Here is a 23181-nt window from a genome sequence, read left to right on the forward strand (position 1 = left end):
ATGGGCGAGACGTATTCGGGGCGGACGCTGGCCGCGCTGGCCGTCGTCGGGATCGTCGGGCCGGGGATGGCGCACTACTACCTCAATCGGGCCGGCTATCCGCTGGTGGCGAACGTGGTCTTCGTCGTCGGCTACCTCGGCGCGGCGTTCCTCCTCTGGAACGGGTGGCTGCGACACATCGACATCGGGTCGAGCTGAATCACGGCGCGGAGGGGAGCGTTTACGGCCGTCGCGTCCGATCAAACGCACATGGCGACTGGACGGGAGACGGAGGAGTGGCCGCTGAAGCGACTACTGAGTGACGTCGTCGGTTCCGGGCCGAAGTCCGCGGAGGACATGACCCGCGAACAGGCGACGGAGGCGTTCGAGCGGATCTTACGCGACGACCCCGATTCGACGACGCTCGGGGCGTTCTGGCTGGCGAACCGCTGGAAGAAGAACACGCCAACGGAGCTCGCGGCGTACCGTGACGTGATGGCACGCGAGTCCGTCACCTCGGTCGCGCCCGACTGCGACCCCGTGGACTGCGGGGCGAACTACGACGGGAAGGGCCGAACGGCGCTGCTCGGCGTCGCTGCGGGCCTCGTCGCGGCGAGCGCGGGCACGCCCGTCGTCGTCCACTCGGGCGGGCGCGTTCCCTCGGGCAACGGCGTCGCGTACAAGCACGTACTCGACGAACTCGGTGTCGAAACCGACCTCGCGCCCGCCGCATCCGCGGCGATGACCGACGAGGTCGGGTTCGGGTTCTACTATCAGCCGCACTTCAACCCCGGCGTCCACGACCTGCTCGACCGGCGCGAGCAGATGGGCGTCCGGACGTTCCTCAACACCGTGGAGACGCTCGCGAACCCCGCGGACGCGGACGTCCACCTCGGGAGTTTCTACCACCTCTCGTTCGCGAAGAAACTCACCGACACCGTCGCGGCGAGCGAGACCGCCGACTTCTCGCGCGTCCTCCTCTTTCAGGGGCTAGAGGGGTACGACGACGTCCGGCCGGGCTCGACGACGGTCGCGGAGTGGGACGGTGCGACCCTCGCCGACTTCACGATCGAGACCGAGGCGTACGGGATGGCCGTGGAGAACGCGGACCTCGAAGTCCCCGACGTCGCCGCCGACTCCGCGCGCATCACCGAGGAGGTGCTTGCGGGCGAGCGGACGGACGACTTCGCGGACGCCGTCGCGCTCAACGCCGCGCTCCGGCTCTACGCCGCCGAGGATGTCGACGACATCGAAGCGGGCCTCGACGTCGCGCGCGACGCGATCGAGACGGGGGCGGCGGCCGACGCGCTCGTGGACCTCCGCGCGTTCGAGGCGTAGGTCAGCCCGCGGAGCTGGTCGAGGACGGCCGTCAGCGCCGCACGGCGGCGCACCGGTGGCGTTTTCCGTTTCTCTACCTATCTCCGCACATGAGCGATCTGACGGCGACGCTGCACACGAGCGAGGGCGACATCGAGATCGAACTCTACCCGGAGAAGGTGCCGACGACGGTGGCGAACTTCGTCGGGCTCTCGAACGGGAAGATCGCGTGGGAGGACCCCGAGACCGGCGAGGTCGTCGAGAACGAGGCCTACTACGACGACGTGCCGTTCCACCGCATCATCGCGGACTTCATGATCCAGACCGGCGACCGTACCGGGACGGGCCGGGGCGGGCCGGGCTACCAGTTCGACGACGAGTTCCACGAGGACCTCCGCCACGACAGCGCCGGGACGGTCTCGATGGCGAACTCCGGGCCGAACACGAACGGCTCGCAGTTCTTCATCACCCTCGACGCCCAGCCGCATCTCGACGACAAGCACGCCGTCTTCGCGAACGTCATCGACGGGATGGACGTCGTCGAGGAGATCGGGAACGTCCCGACGGACCGGAACGACGAGCCGATGACGGACGTCACGCTGGAGTCCGTCTCGATGAACGGCGACACGCGCGACATCGACTACTCCGGGCTCGGCGTCTAGAGCGAACCCTCAAACGCCCGCGGCCCCAACGGTGGCCATGAGCGACGCGGACGGTTCGATCGACCCTGCGGGGATCGGGGAGGGGGACGCGCCGCCGGTCGAGGACGCGCCGTACAAGGTGCTCTTCGAGGCGAACAAGTGCTTCGGCGCGGGCAAGTGCGCGGCCGTCTCCGAGAACTGGGAGATGGATCTCGCGTCGGGGATGGCGCGCCCCACGACCTACTTCTTCGGCGAGGACGACCTCGCGCACAACGTCGCGGCCGCCGAGGCCTGCCCGGCGAAGAAGGACCGCGGCGTCATCCATGTGATCGACCGCCGGACGGACGAGGAGATCGCACCTGACCCCGAGGGCGACGGGACGATCTCCGTCGATTGGTGACGGACAAGCGAAAACGGTTTGCGCCGGCCACGCCAAGTGATGGCCGCGAGAGTGGCTGAGTGGCCAAAGGCGGCGGGCTTAAGACCCGCTCCCGTAGGGGTACGTGGGTTCGAATCCCACCTCTCGCACTCCGACGAACGAAGCGAGTCGTGAGTCGGGTGTGGGATTCGAAGCAGTGAGCAAAGCTTTGAGTTTCGACCGTGGTTCGAATCCTACCTCTCGCATGCTGTCGCGAACGGACGTGAGCGACGCATCGAGGCGGGGAATTCGAAGCAGTGAGCAACTCGGAGATTTGCGACCGTAGATCGAATCCCACCGCTCGCATGCCTGCGATCGAGACACCGGCCATCGGTCATCGAGCGCCCCGCGTACCCCCGTCGTCGGCCGGCTCGGCGGTCACGTTCTTGTAGGGGGCGGGTGAAAACCGAGTGTATGTACGATCGGATTCTGGTCCCGACGGACGGCAGTCCGGAGAGCGAGGACGCGATCGACGAGGCGATGGAGCTGGCCGAACTGACTGACGCGACAGTCGTCGCGCTCTACGTCGTGGACACGAGCGACTACAGCGCGCTGCCCGAGTCGAAGTGGTCAGCGCTGCAAGAGGAACTGTACGCCGAGGGCGAGGAGGCGGTCGCGGCGGTCGCCGAGCGCGGCGAGGCGGCCGGCGTCGAGGTCGAGGAACTCGTCGTCGAGGGCTCCCCGAACGAGGTCATCCTCGACACCGCGTCGGAGGAGGACTGCGACGCGATCGTGATGGGAACGCACGGCCGCTCGGGCGTCGAGCGCTTCCTGCTCGGGAGCGTGACGGAGAAGGTCGTCCGACACTCGGAGATCCCGGTGCTGGTAGTGCGGGTCAGCGAGGAGTAGCGCCGCGAGCGTTTTTCACGCGACGAGGAGCCACGCGAGCGCGATCGCCAGTCCGGCACCGACGAGGTTTGCGGCGGCGTTGAAGACGGCGACGGCGCGCTCACCGGTCTCCCACAGCCGCACCGTCTCGACGGCGAACGAGGAGAACGTCGTGAACGCCCCGCACGCGCCGGTACCGAGGAGAAGCGCGAGGTCGTCGCCCGCGCCGGCGGCGGTGAGCGCGGCGAGGCAGAAGCTCCCGACGACGTTGACAACGAGCGTGCTCGCGGGGTAGGCGTCGATGTCGACGAGCTCGCCGACCACCGTGCGCAAGAGCGCGCCGAGCGCGCCGCCGATCCCCACGAGATACGCGGGGTCGGTAAACGGGGTCACGTCGACGCACCCCGTGTGGTACGACGGGCGAGCGCGCGACCGGCGACGACGGCGGCGAAACCGAGCGCGTAGTTCGCGACGACGTTGCCGACGAGGACGAGCGGTGGCGACTGGGCGCTCTGGAGAGCGAACGTGCTGTACGTCGTGAACGAGGAGAGAAACCCCGTCGAGAGCGCGAGCCGGGTCTCGCGAGCGAGCGAGGCGGCGTAGTGCATCTCGTAGAAGATGAAGCCGAGGAGGAACGAGCCACAGACGTTGGCGAGTAGCGTCCCGCCGAGGCCGGGGATGAGGAGGCTCGCGACGTAGCGGCAGTTCGCGCCCGCGAACCCGCCGAGGGCGATCAGTGCGAGAGTTTCGAGTCGGGTGAGGAGGGGGCCCGACGTGAGGGTGCCGGTGGACATGGCTGTGTGAGAAGGCGTCATCAGCCGGCGTGTCCGGCGGTTGTGGTGGGCGGACGCCATCGCCGCGGTATCGCCTCGTCCATCGTCGCGCACCTACTTACGGGCACCGAAGCGGAGCGCAACGCCCATTTCCGTTGCGCCCCTCCGGAAACACATGAGCGACGGTGACATCCGAGGCGCGTTCGCGACGCACCCGAAGTTCGAGGACGCGGCGGGCGACGATGCGTACGCGCCGACGTCGAACGACTGGGACGCGACGGTAACGATCGAGGACGGAGCGGTGGCAGTGACGGTGCGTGTGCCGACGCTGTCGGCGGCCGTCACGGAGCACGACGAGGTCGCCGACGTCGTCGAGGAGGGGTGGTTTGAGACGCTTGAACTGCGGCTCGCCGACGCAACGAACGTTACGCGCGCCGAGGCCCGTGGCGACCCGAGCGTCGAGCGCGACGACGGCGACGTCGTCTTCGAGGCGACGATCGACGCCCGATCGGGCAACGTGGCGGACGACGCGCTCGCGGTCGTGAACTACGTCGAGGGGACGTGGTTCGAGGGGATCATCCCGGGGTACGACTACCGCGAGGACGTGCAGGACCTCCGCGATCGGGCGGCCGGCAACGCGCAGGCCGATCAGCTCTGAGAGTCAGTCGACGCGTTCGTCGAGCACCGTCTCGACGCGCTCGCGGACGTCGCTGACGGATCGTTCGGCGTCGATCCGGACGAAGCGATCGGGCTCGTCGGCAATCAGCTCCTCGTAGTTCTCGTGGACACGTTCGAGGAAGGCGACCTGCTCGAACTTGTTCGTCGCGCCGGCGCGTTCAGCGGCAACCTCGGGGTCGACGTCGAAGTAGAGCGTGAGGTCGGGCGGCCGGGTCCACGGGGCGTGGACGCGGCGCACGTAGTCGAGCGGATCATCGAGGGTGCCCTCCAAGGCGACGCCCTGATAGGCGTAGCGCGAGTCGGAGTAGCGATCGGAGACGACGACGTCGCCGCGTTCGAGGGCGGGGCGGACCGTCCGCGAGAGGTGGGCGGCGTGGTCCGCGGTGTAGAGGAACGCCTCGGCGAGCGGGTCGGCGTCGTCGTCGCGGACGGAGCGCAGGACGGCCTCGCCGTACCACGAGTCGGTGGGTTCGCGGGTGAACGTGTAGCCGTCGTCGCGGGCCCCCCGGAGCGCCCCCCACGCGGTCGTTTTGCCGCTCCCGTCGATGCCTTCGAGCGTGACGAGCATACGCGTCGTTCCCGACGGGCCGGTTTAGCGGTGGCGATACGGGGGGTAGCTTTAGGGAGCGCTCGCACCAACGAATACGGTATGAACGTCCTCGTCACGGGCGGCACGGGATTCATCGGGACGCACCTCTGCCGCGAACTCGCGGCGCGCGGCCACGACGTGACAGCGCTCTCGCGCTCGCCGGACGACACCGGGGTCCCCGAGGGGGTCGGGACGGCGACGGGCGACGTGACGGCGTACGACTCCATCGAGGGCGCGTTCGCGGGACAGGACGCCGTGGTCAACCTCGTCGCGCTCTCGCCGCTGTTCAAGCCGAAAGGGGGCGACGAGACACACTTCGAGGTCCACTTGGAGGGGACGCGGAACGTCGTCGAGGCCGCCGAAGCGCACGGCGTCGAGAAGCTCGTTCAGCTGTCGGCGCTCGGTGCCGACCCCGAGGGGGAGACGGCGTACGTCCGCGCGAAGGGGCAGGCCGAGGACGTCGTGCGGGACTCCGACCTCGCATGGACGATCTTCCGGCCGTCAGTGGTGTTCGGCGAGGGGGGCGAGTTCGTTTCGTTCACGGAGACGCTGACGACGCCGTACGTGACCGCGCTGCCGGGCGGCGGGAAGACGCGCTTCCAGCCGCTCTGGGTCGGCGATCTCGTCGAGATGATCGGGGACGCCCTCACTGGACACGACGGCGAGACCTACGAAGTCGGCGGCCCGGAGGTGTTGACGCTCGCGGACGTCGCGAAAGCGGTCTACCGGGCGAAGGGCCAATCGCTGACCGTGCTCTCGGTGCCGATGGGGCTGGCGAAGGTCGGGATGACGCTGGCCGACCCGCTGCCGTTCGTCCCGTTCGGCGGCGATCAGTACCGCTCGTTGCGCTTCGACAACACCGTCGCGGAGAACGACGTGACGGCGTTCGGGCGCGATCCCGCGGACCTGAAGCGGCTCACGGACTACCTCGGGTAACAGCGCGGCGGCGTCTGAGGTCGGAGGGGTACACGACAGCGTCTGAATCCTCTCAAGCGCGCGACAGCGCGCAAAACGCCCGCCAGCGGGGCGTATCGCCCGAGGGTCGGACGACCGTCACACCAACACTTATCCGTCTGATCGCACTCGATACAGCAACGGCCACCAGCATGAAACTCGCAATGATCGGCTTCGGACAGGCCGGTGGAAAGATCCTCGATACGTTCCTCGAGCACGACCAGCAGGCGGGGAGCAACGTCGTCCGGGCGGCGGTGGCGGTCAACACGGCGAAAGCCGACCTCATGGGGCTGGAACACGTCCCGGAGGAGAACCGGGTTTTGATCGGCCAATCGCGGGTGAAAGGCCACGGCGTCGGCGCGGACAACGAACTCGGGGCCGAGATCGCCGAGGAGGACATCGACGAGGTCCAGGGGGCCATCGACGGCATTCCGGTCCACGAGATCGACGCGTTCCTCATCATCACCGGCCTCGGCGGCGGCACCGGCTCCGGCGGCTCGCCCGTGCTCGCGAGCTACCTCAAGCGCATCTACACGGAACCGGTCTACGGGCTCGGCGTCCTGCCGGCGGGCGACGAGGGCGGCATCTACACCTTGAACGCCGCCCGGTCGTTCCAGACGCTCGTCCGCGAGGTGGACAACCTCCTCGTCTTCGACAACGACGCGTGGCGGAAGACCGGCGAGTCGATGCAGGGCGGCTACGCCCAGATCAACGAGGAGATCGTCAAGCGCTTCGGCATCCTCTTCGGCGCGGGCGAAGTCGAGCAGGGCGGCGAGGTCGCCGAGAGTGTCGTCGACTCCTCCGAGATCATCAACACGCTCAGCGGCGGCGGGGTCTCCACGGTCGGCTACGCCGCCGAGAGCGTCGCCGAGGAGAAGGACAGCGGCGGCATCCTCTCACGATTCACCGGCTCGAACGAGGAGAGCTCGCTCGACTCGGCGAACACGACGAACCGCATCACCTCGCTCGTCCGGAAGGCCGCGCTCGGTCGACTCACCCTCCCCTGCGAGATCGAGGGTGCGGAACGGGCGCTGCTCGTCACCGCCGGTCCCTCGAAGTTCCTCAACCGGAAGGGCATCGAGCGCGGGCGCAAGTGGCTCGAAGAGCAGACGGGGTCGATGGAGGTCCGGGGCGGCGACTACCCCGTCGAGGCCTCCGACAACGTCGCGGCCGTCGTCCTGCTCAGCGGCGTGACGAACGTCCCGCGGATCAAGGAGCTCCAGCAGGTCGCCATCGAGGCCCAGGAGAACATCGGCGAGATCGAATCGGAGAGCGAACAGAACTTACAGGAGCTCGTCGAAGACGACGACGATGAACTCGAGCCGCTGTTCTAAACTCGCGCTGGCGGTTGTGGTGCTCCTCGCGACGACCGTCGGGGGCGCACTTGCCGTCAGCGCGAGCGGCGACGTGCCGCAGAGCGCCGCGGTCGGCGAGAAACAGGAGACGCAGTTCACCTTCTCGAATCCGTTCTCCGGCCAGTACAACGAGTGGACGCTCCAGGGCGAGACGGCGCTCACGGCCGTCACATGGGTCGTGACGACGTACGACAACACCGGCGCGCAGGTCGACACGCGGGTCTTGAACGGCCAATCGTTCGAGTACGCCCTCGACGCCAGTGAGGGCGTGACGCGCGTGACCGTCGATCTGACCGGCACGACGCCGCAGGTCGCGCAGTGGAGCTACGAGCCGGCGCAATCGTTCACCTACGCGACGTTCACGCAGACCCAGCCCGGCGGCTCCGCGACGGTGATCCAATCGTGGGACGATGTCCGACCGTACACGGAGGCGAGTCAGAACGCCCGAACGGAGATCGAACAGTCCGAGCGCGCCGTCCAGAGCGCCGCTAAATCGGGCGCGAACGTCGCCGAGGCGCGTGATCTCCTCGCGAACGCGAAGCACGCGTACAATGCCGGCGAATTCACCCTTGCGAGCGATCTCGCGAACCGGGCCGAGTCGAAGGCGAACGCGGCGTCGTCCTCCCAGCGGACGCAGCGCTGGGCGCTGATCGGCGGTGCGGTCGTCCTGATTCTCGTGGTCCTCGGCGGGATCGGCTGGTGGTACTGGAACCAGCGCGACACGTACGATCGCCTCGGCTAGATCCACACACCTTTCTACGCTTCGACGGGTAGCGGGTGGCGATGCGGACGCTCGTCCCGTTCGACGCGACGGACCCGAAGACGCGCCTGTCGCCGCTATTCTCGCCAGACGAGCGTCGCGAACTGGCGGCCGTGATGCTCGGCGACGTTCTCGACGCGGTGCGCGCGGCGGGCGGCGACCCGCTCGTGGTCGCCACGGACGACGTCGCGTGTGACGCACCCGTCGTCGTCGACGAGCGGGCACTGAGCGATGCCGTGAACGCGCGACTCGAACCCAAGACAGCGGTCGTGATGGCGGACCTCGCGCTTTCGACGCCGCGCGTGCTCGACGCCTTCTTCGCGGCGTCCGGTGACGTCGTGCTCGCGCCCGGCCTCGGCGGCGGGACGAACGCGCTCGTCGTCCGGGATGACGGGTTCGCTGTCGACTACCACGGCGCGTCGTACCGTGACCACCTCCGGAACGCGGCGGCCGCGGGCTGCTCGGTTCGGGAGTTCGACGCAACGCGCCTCGCGCTTGACGTGGACGAGCGCACGGACCTCGCGGACGTGTTGTTGCGCGCCGAGGGTGAGACGCCGGGGTGGCTCCGCGACGCGGGCGTTGGCCTCGCGACCGACGGCGGCCGGACGAACGTCGCCCGGAAGCGGTAAGGCGGTCGCGGGTGACGGACCGAGCGATGGACGTCCGTCCCTTGCGGGCCGTCGCGGCCGTCGTCGTGTTGCTCGCGCTCGCGGCCATCGTCGGTGCCGCGACGAACCTCGCGCTGTCCGCGATCGGTGCGCCCGCAGCGCTCGGCGCGCCGGTCGCCATTGCCGTGGCGGTGACGGTGATCCTCCCGCTGGCGGACGCCTACACGCTCCTCGGACGCGGCGTGGACACGGACGCCCTCCGCGAGCAGGGCAGGGGACGACTCGCCGCCGAGATCGCCTTTGCGGCCATCGGGTCGCTGGCCGTCTCGGGGCTGCTCGCGGCGGCGGTCTACGAGGCGGGCACCCTGTGGACGTTCGCGTTCGTCGTCGTGGTCGGCGTCGCGGTCGGCTACGGGACGTTCGTACTGCGCAATCGGGCGTACTACCCGAGCGAATAGGCACGCGCTGTCGCCGTAGCAACCCTTTTTTGGGCGCGCCGAATACGGGAGGGCGTGTTCCCGGGGATCGAGGCGTACGACGTCGACGTGACGGTCGACGAGCGCGACCTGCAAGAGGCACTCGCGGTCCGACCAAACGACGTCGCGGCGGCGGACGAGCTCTCCTACGCGCGGAACGTCTTCCTCCCGCTGACGACGGCGTGTCGCTACACATGCACCTACTGCACCTACTACGACCCGCCGGGGCAGGCGTCGCTGATGACGCGCGAGGAGATCCGCGAGACGTGCCGGCGCGGGGCGGCCGCGGGCTGTACGGAGGCGCTGTTCACGTTCGGTGACGACCCGGATGATCGCTACACGGAGATCCACGCCGAGCTCGCCGAGTTGGGGCACGACTCCATCCACACGTACCTCCGCGAGGCCTGCGAGATCGCCTTAGATGAAGGGCTCCTCCCGCATTCGAACCCGGGCGATCAGACGTACGAGCAGATGAGCGAGGTCGCGGACGTGAACGCCTCGATGGGCGTGATGTTGGAGACGACGGCGGAGGTACGGGCACACGGCGGGCCGCGCTCGAAGGTACCGGGCCAGCGGCTGAACACCATCGCGAACGCCGGGAAACACGGGATCCCCTTCACGACCGGCATCCTCGTCGGCCTCGGCGAGACGTGGCGCGACCGGGCGGAGAGCCTGCTCGCGATCCGCGAGCTCGATCGACGCGACGGCCACATTCAAGAGGTGATCGTCCAACCCGTCTCGGACAACGAGCGCTGGCACGAGGGGTCGCCCTCGACGGCGACGATGCGCCGGGTCGTTGCGATGGCGCGCGCGGTGTTGCCGGAGAGCGTCTCGGTGCAGGTGCCGCCGAACCTAATGGACGCCCGCGAGGTCGTCGACTGCGGGATCGACGATCTGGGCGGCGTCTCACCGGTGACGGACGATCACGTCAACCCCGAGTACGCGTGGCCGGCGCTGCGCGAGTTGGAGGAAATCGCGGCGGACGCGGACGTTCCGTTGACGGAGCGCCTGCCGACGTACGAGCGTTACCTCGACGAGGAGTGGCTCTCCGAGCGCGTGCTGGCGGCCCTCGACGCCCCGGACGACGCGGGCGAGCGCTATCGGGCGGTATGGGCCGGGACGTAGGAGGTGGCAAAAACTGCCGGTACCTGTGGTGGTTTTGGTTGCCTTAAAGCTCCCACGTACGCGGTCGATAGGTCACTTCAAGGTGCTCTTTGCCGGAAACGGTATTGTCGTCGATGGGAGCGAGATCCCGCGAAAGCCGGGAGCAGGGGCACTGTTTGCGGGCATAGATACAAAGACGGTCGCGCGCGTAGAGGGATGACACAGTGAGTCTGAACACGACCGAACAGTGGAAACAGGAGAAGCATCCCCTCGATGTCGTCGAGGACCTCCGCGAGTACGCCGAGGAGGAGCTCGGCTTCGAGGAGATCGAGGAGCGCGCGGGCGGCGGCGAGTGGGAGCGCCTGAAGTGGGCCGGGACCTACACCCAAAAGCAGGACGGCTACTTCATGATGCGGACGAAGGTTCCTGGCGGCCACCTCACCCCCGAGCAGGCCGAGGTCATCGGCGAAGTCGCCGAGGAGTACGCGGTCCAGCCCGAAGAGGAGTACGAGGAGGTCAACGACGAGTTCTGGGGCGACGCCTATCTCGACATCACGACGCGACAGGACATCCAGATGCACTGGATCCGCGTCGAGGACGTCACCGAGATCTGGGATAAGTACGACGAGGTCGGCCTCACCACGATCCAGGGCTGCGGTGACTCCGCACGCAACGTCCTCGGCTGTCCCGCGGCGGGCCTCGACGACCACGAGTGCTTCGACGCCCAGCCGGTCATCGACGCCGTCAGCGACTACTTCACCGGCAACCGCGAGTTCGGCAACCTCCCGCGGAAGTTCAAGATGACGATCACGGGCTGCAAGCACGACTGCGCGCAGTCCCAGATCAACGACGTCGGCCTCGTTCCCGCGAAGAAGGAACTCGACGGCGAGGGGGCCGGCTACACGTACGGCTTCCACCTGCGCGTCGGCGGCGGCCTCTCCGACGGCCCGCGGATGGCCTCGAACCTCGACGTCTTCGTCCGCCCCGAGGACGCCGTCGAGCTCTGTCGCTCGATCGCTCAGACGTTCAAGGAGCTCGGCGACCGGCACAACCGCGGCGTCTGCCGGATGCGCTACCTCGTCCAGCAGATGGGTCCGGAGAACTTCGAGCAGGCGGTCCGCGACCGCTGCGACGTCGAGCTTCCCGAGAGCGGAGTCGACCTCACCGAAGGGTACGTCGGCGACCACGTCGGCGTCCACGACCAGAAGCAGGACGGGCTCAAATACGTCGGCTTCAACGTCATCTCGGGCCGCGTCGGCGGCGACGAGTTCGTGCAGGCCGCCCAGGCCGCGAAGAAGTACGGCACGGAGGAGTCCACCGTCCGCCTCGCGACCGACCAGAACTTCCTCATCACGCACGTCCCCGAGGAGAACGTCGAGGACCTCGTGAACGAGGAGTTCGCGACCGACTACCAGCCCGACCCCGGCCCGTTCTCCCGTGGCGCGGTCGCCTGTACGGGCACCGAGTACTGTAAGTACGCGATCATCGAGACGAAGGCCCGCACGAAGCAGTGGGCGCGCCAGCTCGACGAGCAGATCGACACGCCGGACGACCTCGACGCCGTCCGCATGCACATGTCGGGCTGCTCGGCGTCGTGTGCGCAGCCCCAGATCGCGGACGTCGGCTTCCGCGGCGAGACTGTCAAAGTCGAGACCGCGGACAACTCGGACGACGACATCGTCGAGGGGATGGACTTCGGCCTCGGCGGAAGTCTCGGCGGGGACAACGCCTTCCTCGACTGGGTGGAGACCGCCGTCCCCGCCGGTGCCGTCACCGGCGCGCTCGAGGAGCTGTTCGCCGCCTACACCGAGGAGCGCACGGAAGGTGAGCGCTTCTACGAGTGGACGCGCCGCGTCGACAACGACCGGCTGCGAAGCGTGATGCAACAGGCCGACGCTCCGGTCTCTCAGGGGGTGGCCCACGGTGACTAAGCGTACGCCGGGCATCCCGAACGCGGGACGCACCGAGAGCGACTCCTGTGGCGACGACTGTGGCTGTTCGAGCGGCGCGGAGTCGTCCGCGTCGAGCGCGTCGGCGGACGTCCGTGCGGATGGGGGCGCGGTCAACGTCGACGAGAACGGCCAGCTCAACGATTTGGAGTTCACCGAACCCTCGACGGGCAAGAGTCAGGACGTCGACTCGCCGGGCGCGGAGCCCGACAAGCGCGTCGGCGTCCCGGAGGGCGTCGACCTCGACACCCCCGAGTACTCGATCCGCTCGGAGATGAACGACATCGACACGCCCGACGACAAGACCTGGTTCATGGAGCTGGACGAGGCGGTTATCGACGCCGACCGCTGTATCCAGTGTGGGACCTGTGTCGCAGCCTGCCCCTCCGACTCCATCGGCGTCGGCGACGACGGCAAGCCCGAGCTCGTCAAGATGTGTACGGGCTGTTCGATGTGTTGGGACTTCTGCCCGCGCGGCGGGATGCGCTACGAGCGCCAGTGGAAGATCACCGGCGGCGAGGACAACGTCAGCGGTGCCGGCGACCCCATCACGGAGTTCACCGCGCAGGTCCGCGACGACTGGCACGAGAACGCCCAGGACGGCGGCGTCGTCACCGCCGTTCTCTCCTCGCTCCTGGATGAGGGCGAAATCGACGGCGCGCTCGTCGCGACCGAGTCCGAGGAGGATCCGTGGAAGGCCGAGTCCTTCCTCGCGACCTCCCACGAGGACCTCGTGGAGAACGCCGGCTCGTTCTACAACCAGACGATGGCCCTCGGCAACCTCTCACTCGATCAGTGGGAGCACAAGCTCCCCGAGAAGGACCCCGAGGATCTCAATCTCGCGCTCGTCGGCACGCCCTGCGAGATCGAGGGCATCCGCGCCCTCGAGGACTTCGACTGGTCGAAGGGCGCACAGACCGCGCTCGTCGAGGCCGTCGAATACCGCATCTCGCTGATGTGCACGAAGAACTTCAACTACGAGCGCCTCATCGGCGAGCAGCTCGCCGAGAAGCGCGACATCTACCCCGAGGACATCGGGAAGATGGACGTCATCGAGGGCGAGATGCGCGTCTACGGCACCGACGGCGAGCAGATCATCGCCGAGGACGTCGGTGAGTTCCACGACGCCACCCTCAAGGGGTGTGACGAGTGTGCGGACTTCACCGGCATGACCTCCGACATCACCGTCGGCTCCGTCGGCTCCGCGGACGGCCACTCCTCCGTCATCGTCCGCACCGAGCAGGGGATGAAGGCGTGGGAGGCAGCCGAGCACGCCCTCGAACACCGCGATCTCGACTCGCGCAAGGCGGTCGGCAAGCTCCAGGGCTGGGACAAGAAGAAGGCCTTCGAGGCCCTCGAGCGTCCCTTCGACCCGGACGCCCCGCGCTTCATCGACTACACCGACCACGCCGAGTATTACGGCACGCAGGTCGCCCCCCACGACAAGGGCCACTAACCGGCCCAGACCCGGGTTCTCACGCTCACTTCTCCTGCGGTTTTACGGCGTCGAGCCGCGACGAACCGCGTATGCCGCTTTTGCAGTTCGACACGACGCGCGGAATGGATACCGCCGAGAAAGAGGCGTTCGCCGCGTTCGTCCGCGAGACGTACGCCGACGTGATGCGGACGGAGACCGGTCACGTCGCGGTGACGATTCGGACGCACGATGATGCGGCACTCTCGATCGGACGCGGCGTCGACGGCCCCCTGCTCTTCTGCGACGCCGAGGTGCGCCGCGGCCGGGACGACGAGACGAAACGTACGTTCGCCATGGCGGTGATGGAGCACGCGCGCGAGGAATACGGTGTGCCGACGCCGAACCTGAAAGTCGTCTTTACCGAGCACGACGGCCCGTCGATGATGGGGTACGACCGCGTCGGCGGGGCGTGGTCGCCCGACGAGGCGTAGCTACTCGTCGCTCGCCCACCGCGGGGCGCGGGCGATCTCTTGCTCGGAGAACTCATCGAGGATCTCGAGGACGTCGTGGACGAAGTCGGTGATGACGGGCGCGCGCACCGGGTCGAGTTCGACGAGCGTGCCCCGCCGGCGATCCTGCACGAAGTGGACGAGGAGCGCGTCGTCGAAGGCGTGGAGCGAGCAGTAGAGCGACCCGAACTCGTGGAAGCGTTCCTGAACGGGGCGACCGAGGTCACGCAGCCGGAGGTCCTCGACGAGGTCGTGGAGTTCTGCCTCCGTGTACGACGTCTCGACCCCCTCGACGGACGCGACGGCGACGGTGTCGGCGTCGTAGTGGACGACCCGGCGGAAGTCGGCACCGAGCGTCTCGTGGAGGTAGTCGAGCAGTTCGTCCGGGATGGGGACGGCGTCGCCCTCTGCGGCGTACCCCTTGACGTCGCGCGGCCCGTCGTCCGAGTCGTCGTGTCCCATGCTCCGATCCGTCGCGCGCGAGCCACATATACCCACGTCCCGCGCTCGCACGGCGCTCGATCTTGCACACGCGCGGAGCCCGGTCCCGCGCTCACTCGACGAGCCACGGCGCGAGCTCGGGAAGGCGTTTGCGGAGTGCCGTGTAGGCGATCGAGACAGGGAGCGTCGCGACGGCGAGCGCGCGGATCGGACCCTCGGCACCGAGGAGGACAGCGCAGACACAGACGCCGCAGAGCGCGAGGTCCTCGGGCGCGCCGTCCCACCGGACCCAGTGTCGCGGGTGGAGCCAGCGCCGCCCGAGGCGACAGTAGACGCCGCGGTGGTCGTCGCGGAGCCACGGGCGGGGTGCGAGGCCGCCGCCGAAGGCGTCCGCGACCGAGTGGAGCGCGGCCGACCCGACGAACGCCGCGAGGACGACGGTGAGCGTGAGCGGCCGGAGCGCGGCGAGGGAGAGACACGGGACGAGACCGAGCGCGTAGTAGTCGGGGTAGTGGAGGGTCCGACGGTGTTCGCCGACGAGGAGATCGAGATCGGGGAAGACGCCACCGAGAAAGGCGGCGAGCGCCGTGACGGCGGCGAAGCGGGGCGAGAGCGGGAGGAGGGTGACGAGTGCCGCGCCCATCGCCGCGTGCGTCGTGACCATCACGGCCGAAGCCTCGCGGATACCACGGCCTCAGTCGAGGAGCGGTGTCCCGTCGGCCTGCGGCCCGAGTTGGGGGCCGAAGACCTCGGCGTCGGTGTCGATGCGCCGGCGCTCGCCGTAGTCGGTAGTGCGCTCAACGGGCGGCCGGCCGATCGCGCTCAGCATCTCGACGTAGTCCCGGAAGGAGCGGAACTCGCCGTACTGGCCGCCGGCGCGCTTCGTGATCTCCTCGGAGAGGATGGTACCCATGAAGTCGTCCGCGCCGCAGTTGAGGAGTTTGAGGCCGAACTCGTCGCCGTACTTCACCCACGAGGACTGGATGTGTTCGACGTTGTCGAGGAAGAGGCGCGCGACGGCGATGAGGAGTTCGTCCTCGGCCTTGCTCGCGCCGCCCTCGACGACGCCGTGCTCGTAGAGCGGCGTGTCCTGATGGATGAAGGAGAGCGGGACGAACTCCGTGATGTTGCCCGTCCGGTCCTGGAGGTCGCGGAGGACCTTCAGGTGCTCCACGCGGTGGGCCTCGTTCTCGACGTGGCCGTACATCATCGTCGAGGTCATCGGGAGGCCGACCTCGGCGGCGGCCTCCATCGAATCGACCCACTCCTGCGTGGTGATCTTCCCCGGGCAGATGATGTCCCGGACCTCGTCGACGAGGATCTCGGCGGCGGTCCCGGGCACCGTCTTCAGGCCGACGTCCGCGAGTTCGCGATAGACGTCAGCGTAGCCCCAGTCAGCGCCGCGCTGGGCGTGATCGACCTCCTCGGGCGTCATCGAGTGGACGTGCGCGCCCGTCTCCGCCATCGCCGCGATCTGTTCGCGGTAGGTCGTCGGGTCCGTGTCGTAGGCTTCGGGGGGCTTGTAGTTCATTTCGGGGTCGTCGGGGTCGAGGAGTTCGCGGTGCTCCTCGTTCAGCCCGAAGGCGGGGTGGAGCCCCGAGACGGACGTCACCTCGTAGACGCCGCGTTCGACGGCATCGGCGACCACGGAGCGGGCCTCCGCGGGCGTCTTGGTGAACCCCGCGTGCTCCTGTTGGTACTCCGTCTCGAACTGGTGCGCAGTATCCTTGAAGTTACAGAAGAGACAGCCGGTGTTGCACGCCGTCGTGAGGTTGTTGTTGACGTTCGCGATGAACGTCACTTCCTCGCCGACGACCTCGGCGCGCCGGCGGTCCGCGGCCTCCAAGACGAGCTCCTTCCGTCGCGGGTCGAGCCCCTCGACGTCGGTCCCGGTCGTGATGAGTTCGATGCCGTCGTCGACGGTGAGACGAACGCCGTCGCGGGCCTTCGCGAGCGCGTTCTCGAAGGACTGGTCGGTCTCGGGGACGACGTCGAAGCCGAACTCGTCGGCGTCGAGATCCGCCGCCCGATCGTCGATCCAGGACATACACTCCGGTTTCGCGTGGACACCCAAAAGCGGGCGGGTCCCGTCAGACGAACGGGGGAGTCGGTGACGGACGTGCCCTCACGCGATCCGCGTCGAGCGGCCGGTGACGCGCTCGTAGACGAGGGACGCGACGGCGGCGACGCCCGCGAGCGCGAAGAGCGCGTCGATGATCGAGAGCCCCTCCGCGGCGAGGCCGTATACGCCGACGACCCCGAGCCCGACGGTGAGCAGGCGGTCGTGTTTGGGAATCCGCTCGCGGACGGGGACGACGATCCCCGTGAGGGCGACGAGGGCGAGCGGGACGTAGGACAGCGATTCGAGGAGCGGCACCGAGCCGAAGGCGTAGACCCCGACGGCAGCGACGACGATCAGCACGTACGCGGCGCTTCGGTAGTCGAACGAGTCGCGGAGGGCCATGGCCGGCGGGACACGGGGCGCGAGCAAAAAGGTTCGGTGCGGGACGCGGCGTCACACCCGCGAGAGCGCGAGTTCGAGGAGCGCGACGCCGCCCACGACCGGCGCAGACGATTCCGTCGAGACGCCACACGCCCGTCGCCGCGAGCCGGACGACGCCGTAGACGCCGACGGAGATGGCGGCGAGCCGGTCGTACACCGGGACGGCGTCGCGGAGCACGCGCGGAACACCGACGCCGAAGACCACCGCGACGAGGACGTACGCGCCGGTCAGCGCGTCGTGCGTGGCGAGCGCCGCGAGGGCCGCACAGCCGAGCGCGACACACGCCACCAGTCGACACAACAGGGCAAAAAAGTACGCGCCGGCTTACACGTCGAGTTACGGGCCCTCCTTCGCTACCGCTCACTCGGCCCCGCGCCCTGCTCGCGGGTCGTCCCTCCCCGCTCGCGTCCTCGTCGTTCTCACTCGCTCGCTATCGCTCCCTCACTCCGAATCACGTCCTGCTCACGGGTCGTTCCTCCCCGTTCGCGTCTTCGCGGGCCCTCACTCGCTACCGCTCACTCGGCCCCGCGTCCTGCTTCAACTTCCGCGACGAGTTCCTCGGCGTTCTCGGTGATGACCTCGAAGTCGCCGCGCTCGATGGCGGCCTCGTCGATGAGCGACCCGCCGGCACCGACGGCGATCGCGCCGGCCTCGATGTACGCCTGCGCGTTGTCGGGGCCGACGCCGCCCGTCGGGACGATATCGAGTTGGCCGAGCGGGCCCTTCAGCGCGCCGACGTGCGCGGGACCGACGCTCTTCGCGGGAAAGACCTTCACTGCGCTCGCGCCGGCCTCAATCGCCGTGACGGCCTCCGTCGGCGTCATGATCCCCGGGAAGGAGGCGACGCCGTAGCGGTTGCAGGTCTCGATGACGTCCTCGTGGAGCGACGGCGAGACGACGAACTCGGAGCCGGCGCGGAGGGCGTCGTTCGCCGTCTCCTCGTCGATGACGGTGCCCGCGCCGACGTGGACCTCCGTGCCCGCGAAGTGGTCGGCGAGCGCGTCGATCCCCTCGATCGCGCCCGGCGAGTCCGCCGTCACCTCGATGGTCGTGACGCCGCCCGCGCGGAGGGCGTCGCCCGTCTCGATCAGCGTCTCCGGTTCGAGGCCGCGCATGACGGCGACGACGCCGCATTCCGTGAGCTCCGACAGCGTCGGGTCTGCTACCATAGTCGACCGTGGCGCGCGCCGAGACATAAAGACGGGTGGAATGGCGGTCACACATATCTGCATACCTCAGTGCAGTTCTCGACTGTGGTGAGCACGTCGATGGAAATCACTTAGTCCCTCGACGACGCAGAACGGGTATGACGAGCGTCAAGGACCTTCACGTCGCGGACGCCCCGACGCGGGAGGCACCGGGCCGCGGTCGGTTCGCGTTCACCGACGATTACAGCGTCTTCGACTGGGGAAAGATGCCCGATCAGATCCCCAAGAAGGGCGCGGCGCTCTGCACGATGGGCGCGTACAACTTCGAGCGCCTCGAAGCCGAGGGCGTCCCGACGCACTATCGGGGCGTCGTCGAGGCCGGCGGCGCGGCGCGCGTCGTCGACCTCGATCGCGCCGGGACGGCCCCCACGGAGATGGCGATCGACCTCGTGCGCGTGCCCGACCTCCCGTTCACCGACGGCGACTATGATTACGACGCCTTCCACGCGGACGCGGGATCGAACTACGTCGTCCCCCTCGAAATCGTCTTCCGCAACACTGTCCCGGTCGGCTCCAGTCTCCGCTCGCGCGGGAGCCCCGAGGCGTACGGCCTCGACGTCGCCGAGTGGCCGGCCGAACCCGTCACGCTCGCCAACCCCGTCGTCGAGTTCTCCACGAAGTTCGAGGAACAGGACCGCTACGTCGATCGCGCGGACGCTGATCGGATCGCGGGTGACGCCGCCGTCGCCGATCTCGAGTCGCTTGCGCGACGGGTCAACGAGGTCGTCACCGAGCACGCCGAGGCGGCCGGCTTCGAGCATCAGGACGGCAAGATCGAGTGTGCGGTGATCGACGGCGACCTCGTCGTCGCCGACGTCGTCGGGACGTTCGACGAGAACCGCTTCGCCTACCGGGGCCAGCAGGTCTCGAAGGAGGTCGTCCGGCAGTTCTACAAGAACTACGACCCGACGTGGGTTGAGGCGGTAAGCGAGGCGAAGGCCGAAGCCGACGAGAAGGGCGTCGCCGACTGGCGCGAACTCTGCGGGGCGTCGCCCGACCACCTCCCCGAGGGCGTGATCGGGGCCGTCGCCGACCTTTACGGCGCGGGAACGAACGCGTACACGGACGCCGAGTGGTTCGACGCGCCCGACATCGACGCGGCCGTCGACGCCGTTCGCGACCTCTAACGCTACTTCTCTCCCGTCATCGTCACGGGGTCGTCGACGTCGACGGCCTCGGCGTCGTCACGTCCGAGCAGGACGAGAACGACGTAGACCGCAGCACCGAGGAGCCCGGTGAGTGCGACGGCGAGGAACCAGAACGGACCGTTACGTTGGTGCGTCGCGGCGTGCGCGCCGGCGACGAGACCGAGGACGCCCCAGAGCAACAGCACGAGTACGAGCGGTCCGTCCGCGGCCATATTGGACGCTGTTGGGGCATATACGTAGCCGTTGGGGCCGAGAACTGATCGGGGGCAACGCGCGGCGTACCTCTTTGTAGCGCCGTGCCCTCGAGACGCACATGATCGTCACCGAATCCGGCGACCGCTACCGGTTCGTCACCCAGCCCGCCCACGCGGCGCTCTCCGGGCGCTTCGCGCGCCACTGGGGCGGCGATGAGGTCGTCGCACCGACTCCGCGCGTCCCGACGGTCGTCGCCGCCGAAACCCACGACCAGGGGTGGAGTGACTACGACTGCCGGCCGCGCCTCGACGCCGACGGCGACCCCGTGGACTTCGTGGCCGTCGATGGCGACGACTGGACCGACTTCTACGCGCGCGGTGTCGACGTCGCGGCGGACATCGACCCTTACGCGGGCCTGCTCGTCTCGATGCACGCCGCCGGCCTGCGCCGCGGCGGCTACGGCGTGCGCACCGAGATCCTCGATCTGAGCGACGAGGAGCCGTACGCATCGTTCGTCGACGAGCAGGAGACCCGCCAAGACGAGTTCGCGGCGTCGCTCGACCTCGCCGAACGTGACCGCGACGTCCTCGATACCCTCCACGCTGAGGGGCGCGCCCCGAGTGGTGCGATCCGCAGCGACCTCTGGAAGAACTACCTCCTGGTGCAGGCGCTCGACTCGCTGTCGCTCTCCGTCTGTCACACCGCACGCTTCGAGACGACCGAGATCGGTCCCGTCCCGATCGGGGGTGACGACACGACGAGTATCGACGTGACGCCGGTCGGGCCGGCGACGCTCCGCCTCGATCCCTACCCCTTCGACATCGCCGCGCTCTCCGTGACCGTCCCGCGACGGGTCGTCCCGATAGATGCCGCGGACCTCGTGGCCGCCTACTACGACGCGGACGTCCGGCGCTTCGAAGTGACGTTCGTCGCGTGACCGTTTCCGGAAGATTGCCTCGACGACCCTACTTGCAAGAACCCCCGCGAACGCGTACCGGAGCGCGTGCTCGTCGTCCACGAGGCGGGCGTCCGAAGCGCGATCGCGCACCGTCGCCGACCGGTGGGATGGTCGTACGAGGACTGAGGCGACCTGACGGACGTGATCCGGTTGTTCGCGTGCGACGTAATGCGACGCGAGGGGGTGGAAGAACTGGGAGGACCTAGTCGTCGGTGTTCGGCTCGACGGGTTCGGGGCGCTCCGCCGCTAGCGACTCGTCCGTCGGCGCGCGCGGGTTCGCCTTGCGGGCGGCGGGTGAGAGACCGAACTGGTAGTCGTCGGCGTCCCCACGGAACTCGACTTTTCCTCTATGAACGGCGATGTCGTCGTTGAGATGGAGGCGCAGGCTCTCGAAGAGCACTTCGGCCTCCAAGGGCTGGCCGCGAGCTTTCAGGTCTGTCCGGTCGGCCTCGGGCGGGACGTCGAAGGCACGTTGGGCGATGATCGGACCTTGATCGAGATCTGTGGTGACGTAGTGGCCGGTGACGCCCGCGATGCGGACGCCGGCGTCGATCGCCTGCCGGTAGGGTTCCGCGCCGGGGAAGGCGGGGAGGAGACTCGGGTGGACGTTGATGATCCGGCCCTCGTAGCGGAAGACGACGTCCGGGCTGAGGATACGCATATAACGCGCAAGCGCGATGCAATCAACGTCGTGCTCGTCGAGGAGGTCGAGCATCCGGTCCTCGTCGGGTTTGCCCGACTCCGTGCCGACGTCGTAGAAGGGGACGTCGTGCTCGGTGGCGAGCGGTTCGAGGTCGTCGTGATTGCCGATGACGGCCCGGATCTCGGCATCGAGTTCGTCGCGGCGCTCCAAGATGTACTCGATGGGGTGGGACTCCTTCGTGACGAGGAGCGCGATCCCGCGTGCGACGTCCTCGTCGGGGAACCTGACAGTGACGTCGACGCCGAGGTCGGCGGCGATGTCATCGAGGGTCTCGCGGAGGGTCTCGCGAGTGCACACCATTTCGGAGATCTCGGCGTGCAGGGTCATCCGGAAGACGCCGTCGCGGACCGCCTGGTCGATGTCCTCGATGTTGATCCCACGCTCGAACAGCGAGGAGGTGACGCTGGCGACGATTCCCGTCTTGTCTCCTCCGACGACGGTGATCTCGGCGAACTCGCTCGTCATCGCGACCACCTCCGCTGACTGTCGAACGCAGACATACAGCGTGTGAAATGTGACGCGTAGTGAAAAGGCCCGCGTCTTCGCGCCGGTATCGTCCGGGATCCCATGAACGTGTAACACTCTTCCGTTTCAGAAGCCTTTTTGACCACGGACGCGCACTCTCACGCGATGAGCGCCTACACCGCGACGGTGACCGTCCGACTCAAGCGCGGCGTCCTCGACCCTGAGGCCGAAACCACGAAGCACGCCCTCGAACGCCTCGGCTTCGAACTGGACGCGCTGCGCTCCACGGACCGCTTCGAGCTCGACCTCGACGCCGCGGACGCCGACGAGGCCGCCGAGCGGGCTGACGAGATGGCTGAGCGCCTGCTCGCGAACCCGACGATCCACGACTACGACGTGGACGTCACGGAACGCGAATGATCTCCGTCGTCCGCTTCGGCGGGTCGAACTGCGATCGGGACGCCGTCCGCGCGCTCGAAACGGTCGGCGTCGACGCCGAGATCGTCTGGCACGAGGACGGGTTGCCGAGCGACACCGACGGCGTCGTCCTCCCCGGCGGGTTCTCCTACGGCGACTACCTCCGCGCGGGCGCGATGGCCGCGCGCTCGCCCATCATGGACGACGTCCGCGACGCCGCCGAGTCGGGTACCCCCGTCCTCGGCGTCTGCAACGGCGCGCAGATCGGCTGCGAAGCCGGTCTGACACCCGGCGCGTTCACCACGAACCGCTCGGCACGCTTCCAGTGCGAGCACGTCCACCTCCGCGTCGAGAACGCCGAGACGCCGTGGACGCGCGCGTACGACGAGGGGGAGGTCGTGGAGTTCCCCATCGCACACGGCGAGGGGCGCTTCGAGATCCCCGACGCCGAACTGGCGACGCTCGAGGACGACGATCGTGTGCTCTTCCGGTACTGCGACGCCGACGGGAACGTGACCGACGACGCGAACCCGAACGGCTCGAAGGGCAACGTCGCGGGCATCGTCGGCGAGTCGGCGACGGTCGCGGTGATGATGCCCCACCCCGAGCGCGCCGCGTTGTCGCTGCTCGGCGGGACGGACGGGCAGGGCGTGTTGGAAGGGTTCGCGTAACTGGCAGGGACAGTTACGCGAGCACGTCAGCGTCTGCGCTGTCCCAGTTCGCCTGGGAAACGTGAGGACGAGCGAGAAGCAGAACGGAGAGCGTTCGACGCCCGACAGCGGCTTCC

Annotated in this window: 29 protein-coding genes, 1 tRNA gene and 1 riboswitch; of the genes, 20 read left to right on the forward strand and 10 right to left on the reverse strand. The window is 68.4% G+C overall.

Annotated elements, in window-relative coordinates; all coding sequences use genetic code 11:
• From ABDZ36_RS05390 to ABDZ36_RS05415, 6 genes are all read left to right on the forward strand, one after another.
• Positions 1 to 198 carry a DUF7996 family protein gene (locus ABDZ36_RS05390; RefSeq protein ID WP_211312318.1) on the forward strand — a complete coding sequence of 66 codons (198 nt, stop codon included), beginning with the start codon at positions 1 to 3 and terminating at the stop codon, positions 196 to 198.
• 51 nt (positions 199 to 249) lie between these two features.
• Positions 250 to 1317: an anthranilate phosphoribosyltransferase gene (locus ABDZ36_RS05395; protein WP_211312319.1), complete on the forward strand. Its 1068-nt coding sequence runs from the start codon at positions 250 to 252 to the stop codon at positions 1315 to 1317.
• A gap of 89 nt (positions 1318 to 1406) precedes the next feature.
• Positions 1407 to 1958 (forward strand): peptidylprolyl isomerase, encoded by a 552-nt coding sequence (locus ABDZ36_RS05400; protein ID WP_211312320.1) that lies wholly within the window; start codon positions 1407 to 1409, stop codon positions 1956 to 1958.
• A 37-nt stretch (positions 1959 to 1995) separates the two neighbouring features.
• Positions 1996 to 2337, forward strand: a complete 342-nt coding sequence (locus ABDZ36_RS05405) for a ferredoxin (protein WP_211312321.1) — start codon at positions 1996 to 1998, stop codon at positions 2335 to 2337.
• Positions 2338 to 2382: 45 nt separating this feature from the next.
• Positions 2383 to 2465: transfer RNA gene (locus tag ABDZ36_RS05410), tRNA-Leu, on the forward strand.
• 304 nt (positions 2466 to 2769) lie between these two features.
• On the forward strand, positions 2770 to 3204 hold the full coding sequence (locus tag ABDZ36_RS05415) for a universal stress protein (RefSeq protein ID WP_211312322.1): 435 nt from the start codon (positions 2770 to 2772) through the stop codon (positions 3202 to 3204).
• Between the two features lie 15 nt (positions 3205 to 3219).
• On the opposite strand, the gene ABDZ36_RS05420 is transcribed toward ABDZ36_RS05415, so the two are convergent.
• Both ABDZ36_RS05420 and ABDZ36_RS05425 read right to left on the reverse strand, forming a co-directional pair.
• Positions 3220 to 3576, reverse strand: a complete 357-nt coding sequence (locus tag ABDZ36_RS05420) for a fluoride efflux transporter FluC (RefSeq protein WP_211312323.1) — start codon at positions 3574 to 3576, stop codon at positions 3220 to 3222.
• Positions 3573 to 3977: a CrcB family protein gene (locus ABDZ36_RS05425; RefSeq protein WP_211312324.1), complete on the reverse strand. Its 405-nt coding sequence runs from the start codon at positions 3975 to 3977 to the stop codon at positions 3573 to 3575. The genes ABDZ36_RS05420 and ABDZ36_RS05425 overlap by 4 nt, the downstream gene beginning before the upstream one ends.
• Before the next feature lie 4 nt (positions 3978 to 3981).
• Positions 3982 to 4050, reverse strand: a riboswitch (Fluoride riboswitch).
• 81 nt (positions 4051 to 4131) lie between these two features.
• Here ABDZ36_RS05425 and ABDZ36_RS05430 point away from each other — a divergent pair.
• Positions 4132 to 4614 carry a DUF5813 family protein gene (locus tag ABDZ36_RS05430; RefSeq protein WP_211312325.1) on the forward strand — a complete coding sequence of 161 codons (483 nt, stop codon included), beginning with the start codon at positions 4132 to 4134 and terminating at the stop codon, positions 4612 to 4614.
• Between the two features lie 3 nt (positions 4615 to 4617).
• Here ABDZ36_RS05430 and tmk read toward each other — a convergent pair whose 3' ends face one another.
• Positions 4618 to 5202: a dTMP kinase gene (tmk, locus tag ABDZ36_RS05435; RefSeq protein ID WP_211312326.1), complete on the reverse strand. Its 585-nt coding sequence runs from the start codon at positions 5200 to 5202 to the stop codon at positions 4618 to 4620.
• A gap of 81 nt (positions 5203 to 5283) precedes the next feature.
• Between tmk and ABDZ36_RS05440 the strand changes: the two genes are divergently transcribed.
• The 9 genes from ABDZ36_RS05440 (at position 5284) to ABDZ36_RS05480 (ending at position 14337) form a co-directional block, all read left to right on the forward strand.
• Positions 5284 to 6159, forward strand: coding sequence for a complex I NDUFA9 subunit family protein (locus ABDZ36_RS05440; RefSeq protein ID WP_211312327.1), 876 nt, complete (start codon positions 5284 to 5286; stop codon positions 6157 to 6159).
• Positions 6160 to 6329: 170 nt separating this feature from the next.
• On the forward strand, positions 6330 to 7511 hold the full coding sequence (locus ABDZ36_RS05445) for a tubulin/FtsZ family protein (RefSeq protein WP_211312328.1): 1182 nt from the start codon (positions 6330 to 6332) through the stop codon (positions 7509 to 7511).
• The gene (locus tag ABDZ36_RS05450; RefSeq protein ID WP_211312329.1) at positions 7489 to 8274 is read left to right on the forward strand and encodes a hypothetical protein; all 786 of its coding nucleotides are present in this window, start codon (positions 7489 to 7491) and stop codon (positions 8272 to 8274) included. Before ABDZ36_RS05445 ends, ABDZ36_RS05450 begins: the two co-directional genes overlap by 23 nt.
• Positions 8275 to 8315: 41 nt before the next feature.
• On the forward strand, positions 8316 to 8921 hold the full coding sequence (gene cofC, locus ABDZ36_RS05455) for a 2-phospho-L-lactate guanylyltransferase (RefSeq protein WP_211312330.1): 606 nt from the start codon (positions 8316 to 8318) through the stop codon (positions 8919 to 8921).
• A gap of 26 nt (positions 8922 to 8947) precedes the next feature.
• Positions 8948 to 9358: a hypothetical protein gene (locus tag ABDZ36_RS05460; protein WP_211312331.1), complete on the forward strand. Its 411-nt coding sequence runs from the start codon at positions 8948 to 8950 to the stop codon at positions 9356 to 9358.
• A 54-nt stretch (positions 9359 to 9412) separates the two neighbouring features.
• On the forward strand, positions 9413 to 10501 hold the full coding sequence (cofG, locus tag ABDZ36_RS05465; RefSeq protein WP_211312332.1) for a 7,8-didemethyl-8-hydroxy-5-deazariboflavin synthase subunit CofG: 1089 nt from the start codon (positions 9413 to 9415) through the stop codon (positions 10499 to 10501).
• A gap of 209 nt (positions 10502 to 10710) precedes the next feature.
• Positions 10711 to 12411 (forward strand): nitrite/sulfite reductase, encoded by a 1701-nt coding sequence (locus ABDZ36_RS05470; protein ID WP_211312393.1) that lies wholly within the window; start codon positions 10711 to 10713, stop codon positions 12409 to 12411.
• A complete protein-coding gene (locus tag ABDZ36_RS05475) occupies positions 12404 to 13885 on the forward strand; it encodes a Coenzyme F420 hydrogenase/dehydrogenase, beta subunit C-terminal domain (protein ID WP_211312333.1) in 1482 nt (493 codons plus the stop codon). Before ABDZ36_RS05470 ends, ABDZ36_RS05475 begins: the two co-directional genes overlap by 8 nt.
• A gap of 71 nt (positions 13886 to 13956) precedes the next feature.
• On the forward strand, positions 13957 to 14337 hold the full coding sequence (locus ABDZ36_RS05480) for a tautomerase (protein WP_211312334.1): 381 nt from the start codon (positions 13957 to 13959) through the stop codon (positions 14335 to 14337).
• Here the strand turns inward: ABDZ36_RS05480 and ABDZ36_RS05485 are convergent, their stop codons facing one another.
• The 5 genes from ABDZ36_RS05485 to ABDZ36_RS05505 form a co-directional block, all read right to left on the reverse strand.
• Positions 14338 to 14817, reverse strand: a complete 480-nt coding sequence (locus ABDZ36_RS05485) for a DUF7522 family protein (protein WP_211312335.1) — start codon at positions 14815 to 14817, stop codon at positions 14338 to 14340.
• Positions 14818 to 14908: 91 nt separating this feature from the next.
• Entirely contained in the window at positions 14909 to 15460 is a 552-nt protein-coding gene (locus ABDZ36_RS05490; RefSeq protein ID WP_343749238.1) for a metal-dependent hydrolase, read from the reverse strand.
• Positions 15461 to 15490: 30 nt separating this feature from the next.
• Positions 15491 to 16843, reverse strand: coding sequence for a 7,8-didemethyl-8-hydroxy-5-deazariboflavin synthase subunit CofH (gene cofH / locus ABDZ36_RS05495; RefSeq protein WP_211312337.1), 1353 nt, complete (start codon positions 16841 to 16843; stop codon positions 15491 to 15493).
• A 78-nt stretch (positions 16844 to 16921) separates the two neighbouring features.
• Entirely contained in the window at positions 16922 to 17260 is a 339-nt protein-coding gene (locus tag ABDZ36_RS05500) for a hypothetical protein (protein WP_211312338.1), read from the reverse strand.
• A gap of 555 nt (positions 17261 to 17815) precedes the next feature.
• Positions 17816 to 18469, reverse strand: coding sequence for a bifunctional 4-hydroxy-2-oxoglutarate aldolase/2-dehydro-3-deoxy-phosphogluconate aldolase (locus tag ABDZ36_RS05505; protein ID WP_211312339.1), 654 nt, complete (start codon positions 18467 to 18469; stop codon positions 17816 to 17818).
• A 137-nt stretch (positions 18470 to 18606) separates the two neighbouring features.
• Here ABDZ36_RS05505 and ABDZ36_RS05510 point away from each other — a divergent pair, with 137 nt between their 5' ends.
• Positions 18607 to 19635 (forward strand): phosphoribosylaminoimidazolesuccinocarboxamide synthase, encoded by a 1029-nt coding sequence (locus ABDZ36_RS05510; protein ID WP_211312340.1) that lies wholly within the window; start codon positions 18607 to 18609, stop codon positions 19633 to 19635.
• 2 nt (positions 19636 to 19637) lie between these two features.
• Here the strand turns inward: ABDZ36_RS05510 and ABDZ36_RS05515 are convergent, their stop codons facing one another.
• Positions 19638 to 19868: a hypothetical protein gene (locus ABDZ36_RS05515; protein WP_211312341.1), complete on the reverse strand. Its 231-nt coding sequence runs from the start codon at positions 19866 to 19868 to the stop codon at positions 19638 to 19640.
• Between the two features lie 101 nt (positions 19869 to 19969).
• Between ABDZ36_RS05515 and ABDZ36_RS05520 the strand changes: the two genes are divergently transcribed.
• Positions 19970 to 20788: a DUF3891 family protein gene (locus ABDZ36_RS05520; RefSeq protein WP_211312342.1), complete on the forward strand. Its 819-nt coding sequence runs from the start codon at positions 19970 to 19972 to the stop codon at positions 20786 to 20788.
• A 223-nt stretch (positions 20789 to 21011) separates the two neighbouring features.
• Here the strand turns inward: ABDZ36_RS05520 and ABDZ36_RS05525 are convergent, their stop codons facing one another.
• Positions 21012 to 21977 (reverse strand): formyltetrahydrofolate deformylase, encoded by a 966-nt coding sequence (locus ABDZ36_RS05525; RefSeq protein ID WP_211312343.1) that lies wholly within the window; start codon positions 21975 to 21977, stop codon positions 21012 to 21014.
• Positions 21978 to 22142: 165 nt separating this feature from the next.
• Here ABDZ36_RS05525 and purS point away from each other — a divergent pair, with 165 nt between their 5' ends.
• A complete protein-coding gene (gene purS / locus ABDZ36_RS05530; RefSeq protein ID WP_211312344.1) occupies positions 22143 to 22397 on the forward strand; it encodes a phosphoribosylformylglycinamidine synthase subunit PurS in 255 nt (84 codons plus the stop codon).
• A complete protein-coding gene (gene purQ / locus ABDZ36_RS05535; protein WP_211312345.1) occupies positions 22394 to 23065 on the forward strand; it encodes a phosphoribosylformylglycinamidine synthase I in 672 nt (223 codons plus the stop codon). Before purS ends, purQ begins: the two co-directional genes overlap by 4 nt.
• Positions 23066 to 23181: the final 116 nt, after the last annotated feature.

Source organism: Halarchaeum salinum (genome assembly GCF_039520965.1).
Lineage (GTDB): Archaea > Halobacteriota > Halobacteria > Halobacteriales > Halobacteriaceae > Halarchaeum > Halarchaeum salinum.

What these genes read in the sequence shown, in the direction of transcription:
- ABDZ36_RS05425 (WP_211312324.1), bottom strand. Translation starts at nt 3,977, where the DNA reads ATGTCCACCGGCACCCTCACGTCGGGCCCCCTCCTCACCCGACTCGAA.
- ABDZ36_RS05510 (WP_211312340.1), top strand. Translation starts at nt 18,607, where the DNA reads ATGACGAGCGTCAAGGACCTTCACGTCGCGGACGCCCCGACGCGGGAG.
- ABDZ36_RS05485 (WP_211312335.1), bottom strand. Translation starts at nt 14,817, where the DNA reads ATGGGACACGACGACTCGGACGACGGGCCGCGCGACGTCAAGGGGTAC.
- cofH (WP_211312337.1), bottom strand. Translation starts at nt 16,843, where the DNA reads ATGTCCTGGATCGACGATCGGGCGGCGGATCTCGACGCCGACGAGTTC.
- ABDZ36_RS05450 (WP_211312329.1), top strand. Translation starts at nt 7,489, where the DNA reads ATGAACTCGAGCCGCTGTTCTAAACTCGCGCTGGCGGTTGTGGTGCTC.
- ABDZ36_RS05400 (WP_211312320.1), top strand. Translation starts at nt 1,407, where the DNA reads ATGAGCGATCTGACGGCGACGCTGCACACGAGCGAGGGCGACATCGAG.
- ABDZ36_RS05515 (WP_211312341.1), bottom strand. Translation starts at nt 19,868, where the DNA reads ATGGCCGCGGACGGACCGCTCGTACTCGTGCTGTTGCTCTGGGGCGTC.
- ABDZ36_RS05505 (WP_211312339.1), bottom strand. Translation starts at nt 18,469, where the DNA reads ATGGTAGCAGACCCGACGCTGTCGGAGCTCACGGAATGCGGCGTCGTC.
- ABDZ36_RS05460 (WP_211312331.1), top strand. Translation starts at nt 8,948, where the DNA reads ATGGACGTCCGTCCCTTGCGGGCCGTCGCGGCCGTCGTCGTGTTGCTC.
- ABDZ36_RS05430 (WP_211312325.1), top strand. Translation starts at nt 4,132, where the DNA reads ATGAGCGACGGTGACATCCGAGGCGCGTTCGCGACGCACCCGAAGTTC.
- purS (WP_211312344.1), top strand. Translation starts at nt 22,143, where the DNA reads ATGAGCGCCTACACCGCGACGGTGACCGTCCGACTCAAGCGCGGCGTC.
- ABDZ36_RS05390 (WP_211312318.1), top strand. Translation starts at nt 1, where the DNA reads ATGGGCGAGACGTATTCGGGGCGGACGCTGGCCGCGCTGGCCGTCGTC.
- ABDZ36_RS05415 (WP_211312322.1), top strand. Translation starts at nt 2,770, where the DNA reads ATGTACGATCGGATTCTGGTCCCGACGGACGGCAGTCCGGAGAGCGAG.
- ABDZ36_RS05525 (WP_211312343.1), bottom strand. Translation starts at nt 21,977, where the DNA reads ATGACGAGCGAGTTCGCCGAGATCACCGTCGTCGGAGGAGACAAGACG.
- tmk (WP_211312326.1), bottom strand. Translation starts at nt 5,202, where the DNA reads ATGCTCGTCACGCTCGAAGGCATCGACGGGAGCGGCAAAACGACCGCG.
- ABDZ36_RS05405 (WP_211312321.1), top strand. Translation starts at nt 1,996, where the DNA reads ATGAGCGACGCGGACGGTTCGATCGACCCTGCGGGGATCGGGGAGGGG.
- ABDZ36_RS05395 (WP_211312319.1), top strand. Translation starts at nt 250, where the DNA reads ATGGCGACTGGACGGGAGACGGAGGAGTGGCCGCTGAAGCGACTACTG.
- ABDZ36_RS05490 (WP_343749238.1), bottom strand. Translation starts at nt 15,460, where the DNA reads ATGGTCACGACGCACGCGGCGATGGGCGCGGCACTCGTCACCCTCCTC.
- purQ (WP_211312345.1), top strand. Translation starts at nt 22,394, where the DNA reads ATGATCTCCGTCGTCCGCTTCGGCGGGTCGAACTGCGATCGGGACGCC.
- ABDZ36_RS05480 (WP_211312334.1), top strand. Translation starts at nt 13,957, where the DNA reads ATGCCGCTTTTGCAGTTCGACACGACGCGCGGAATGGATACCGCCGAG.
- ABDZ36_RS05440 (WP_211312327.1), top strand. Translation starts at nt 5,284, where the DNA reads ATGAACGTCCTCGTCACGGGCGGCACGGGATTCATCGGGACGCACCTC.
- ABDZ36_RS05445 (WP_211312328.1), top strand. Translation starts at nt 6,330, where the DNA reads ATGAAACTCGCAATGATCGGCTTCGGACAGGCCGGTGGAAAGATCCTC.
- ABDZ36_RS05520 (WP_211312342.1), top strand. Translation starts at nt 19,970, where the DNA reads ATGATCGTCACCGAATCCGGCGACCGCTACCGGTTCGTCACCCAGCCC.
- ABDZ36_RS05500 (WP_211312338.1), bottom strand. Translation starts at nt 17,260, where the DNA reads ATGGCCCTCCGCGACTCGTTCGACTACCGAAGCGCCGCGTACGTGCTG.
- cofC (WP_211312330.1), top strand. Translation starts at nt 8,316, where the DNA reads ATGCGGACGCTCGTCCCGTTCGACGCGACGGACCCGAAGACGCGCCTG.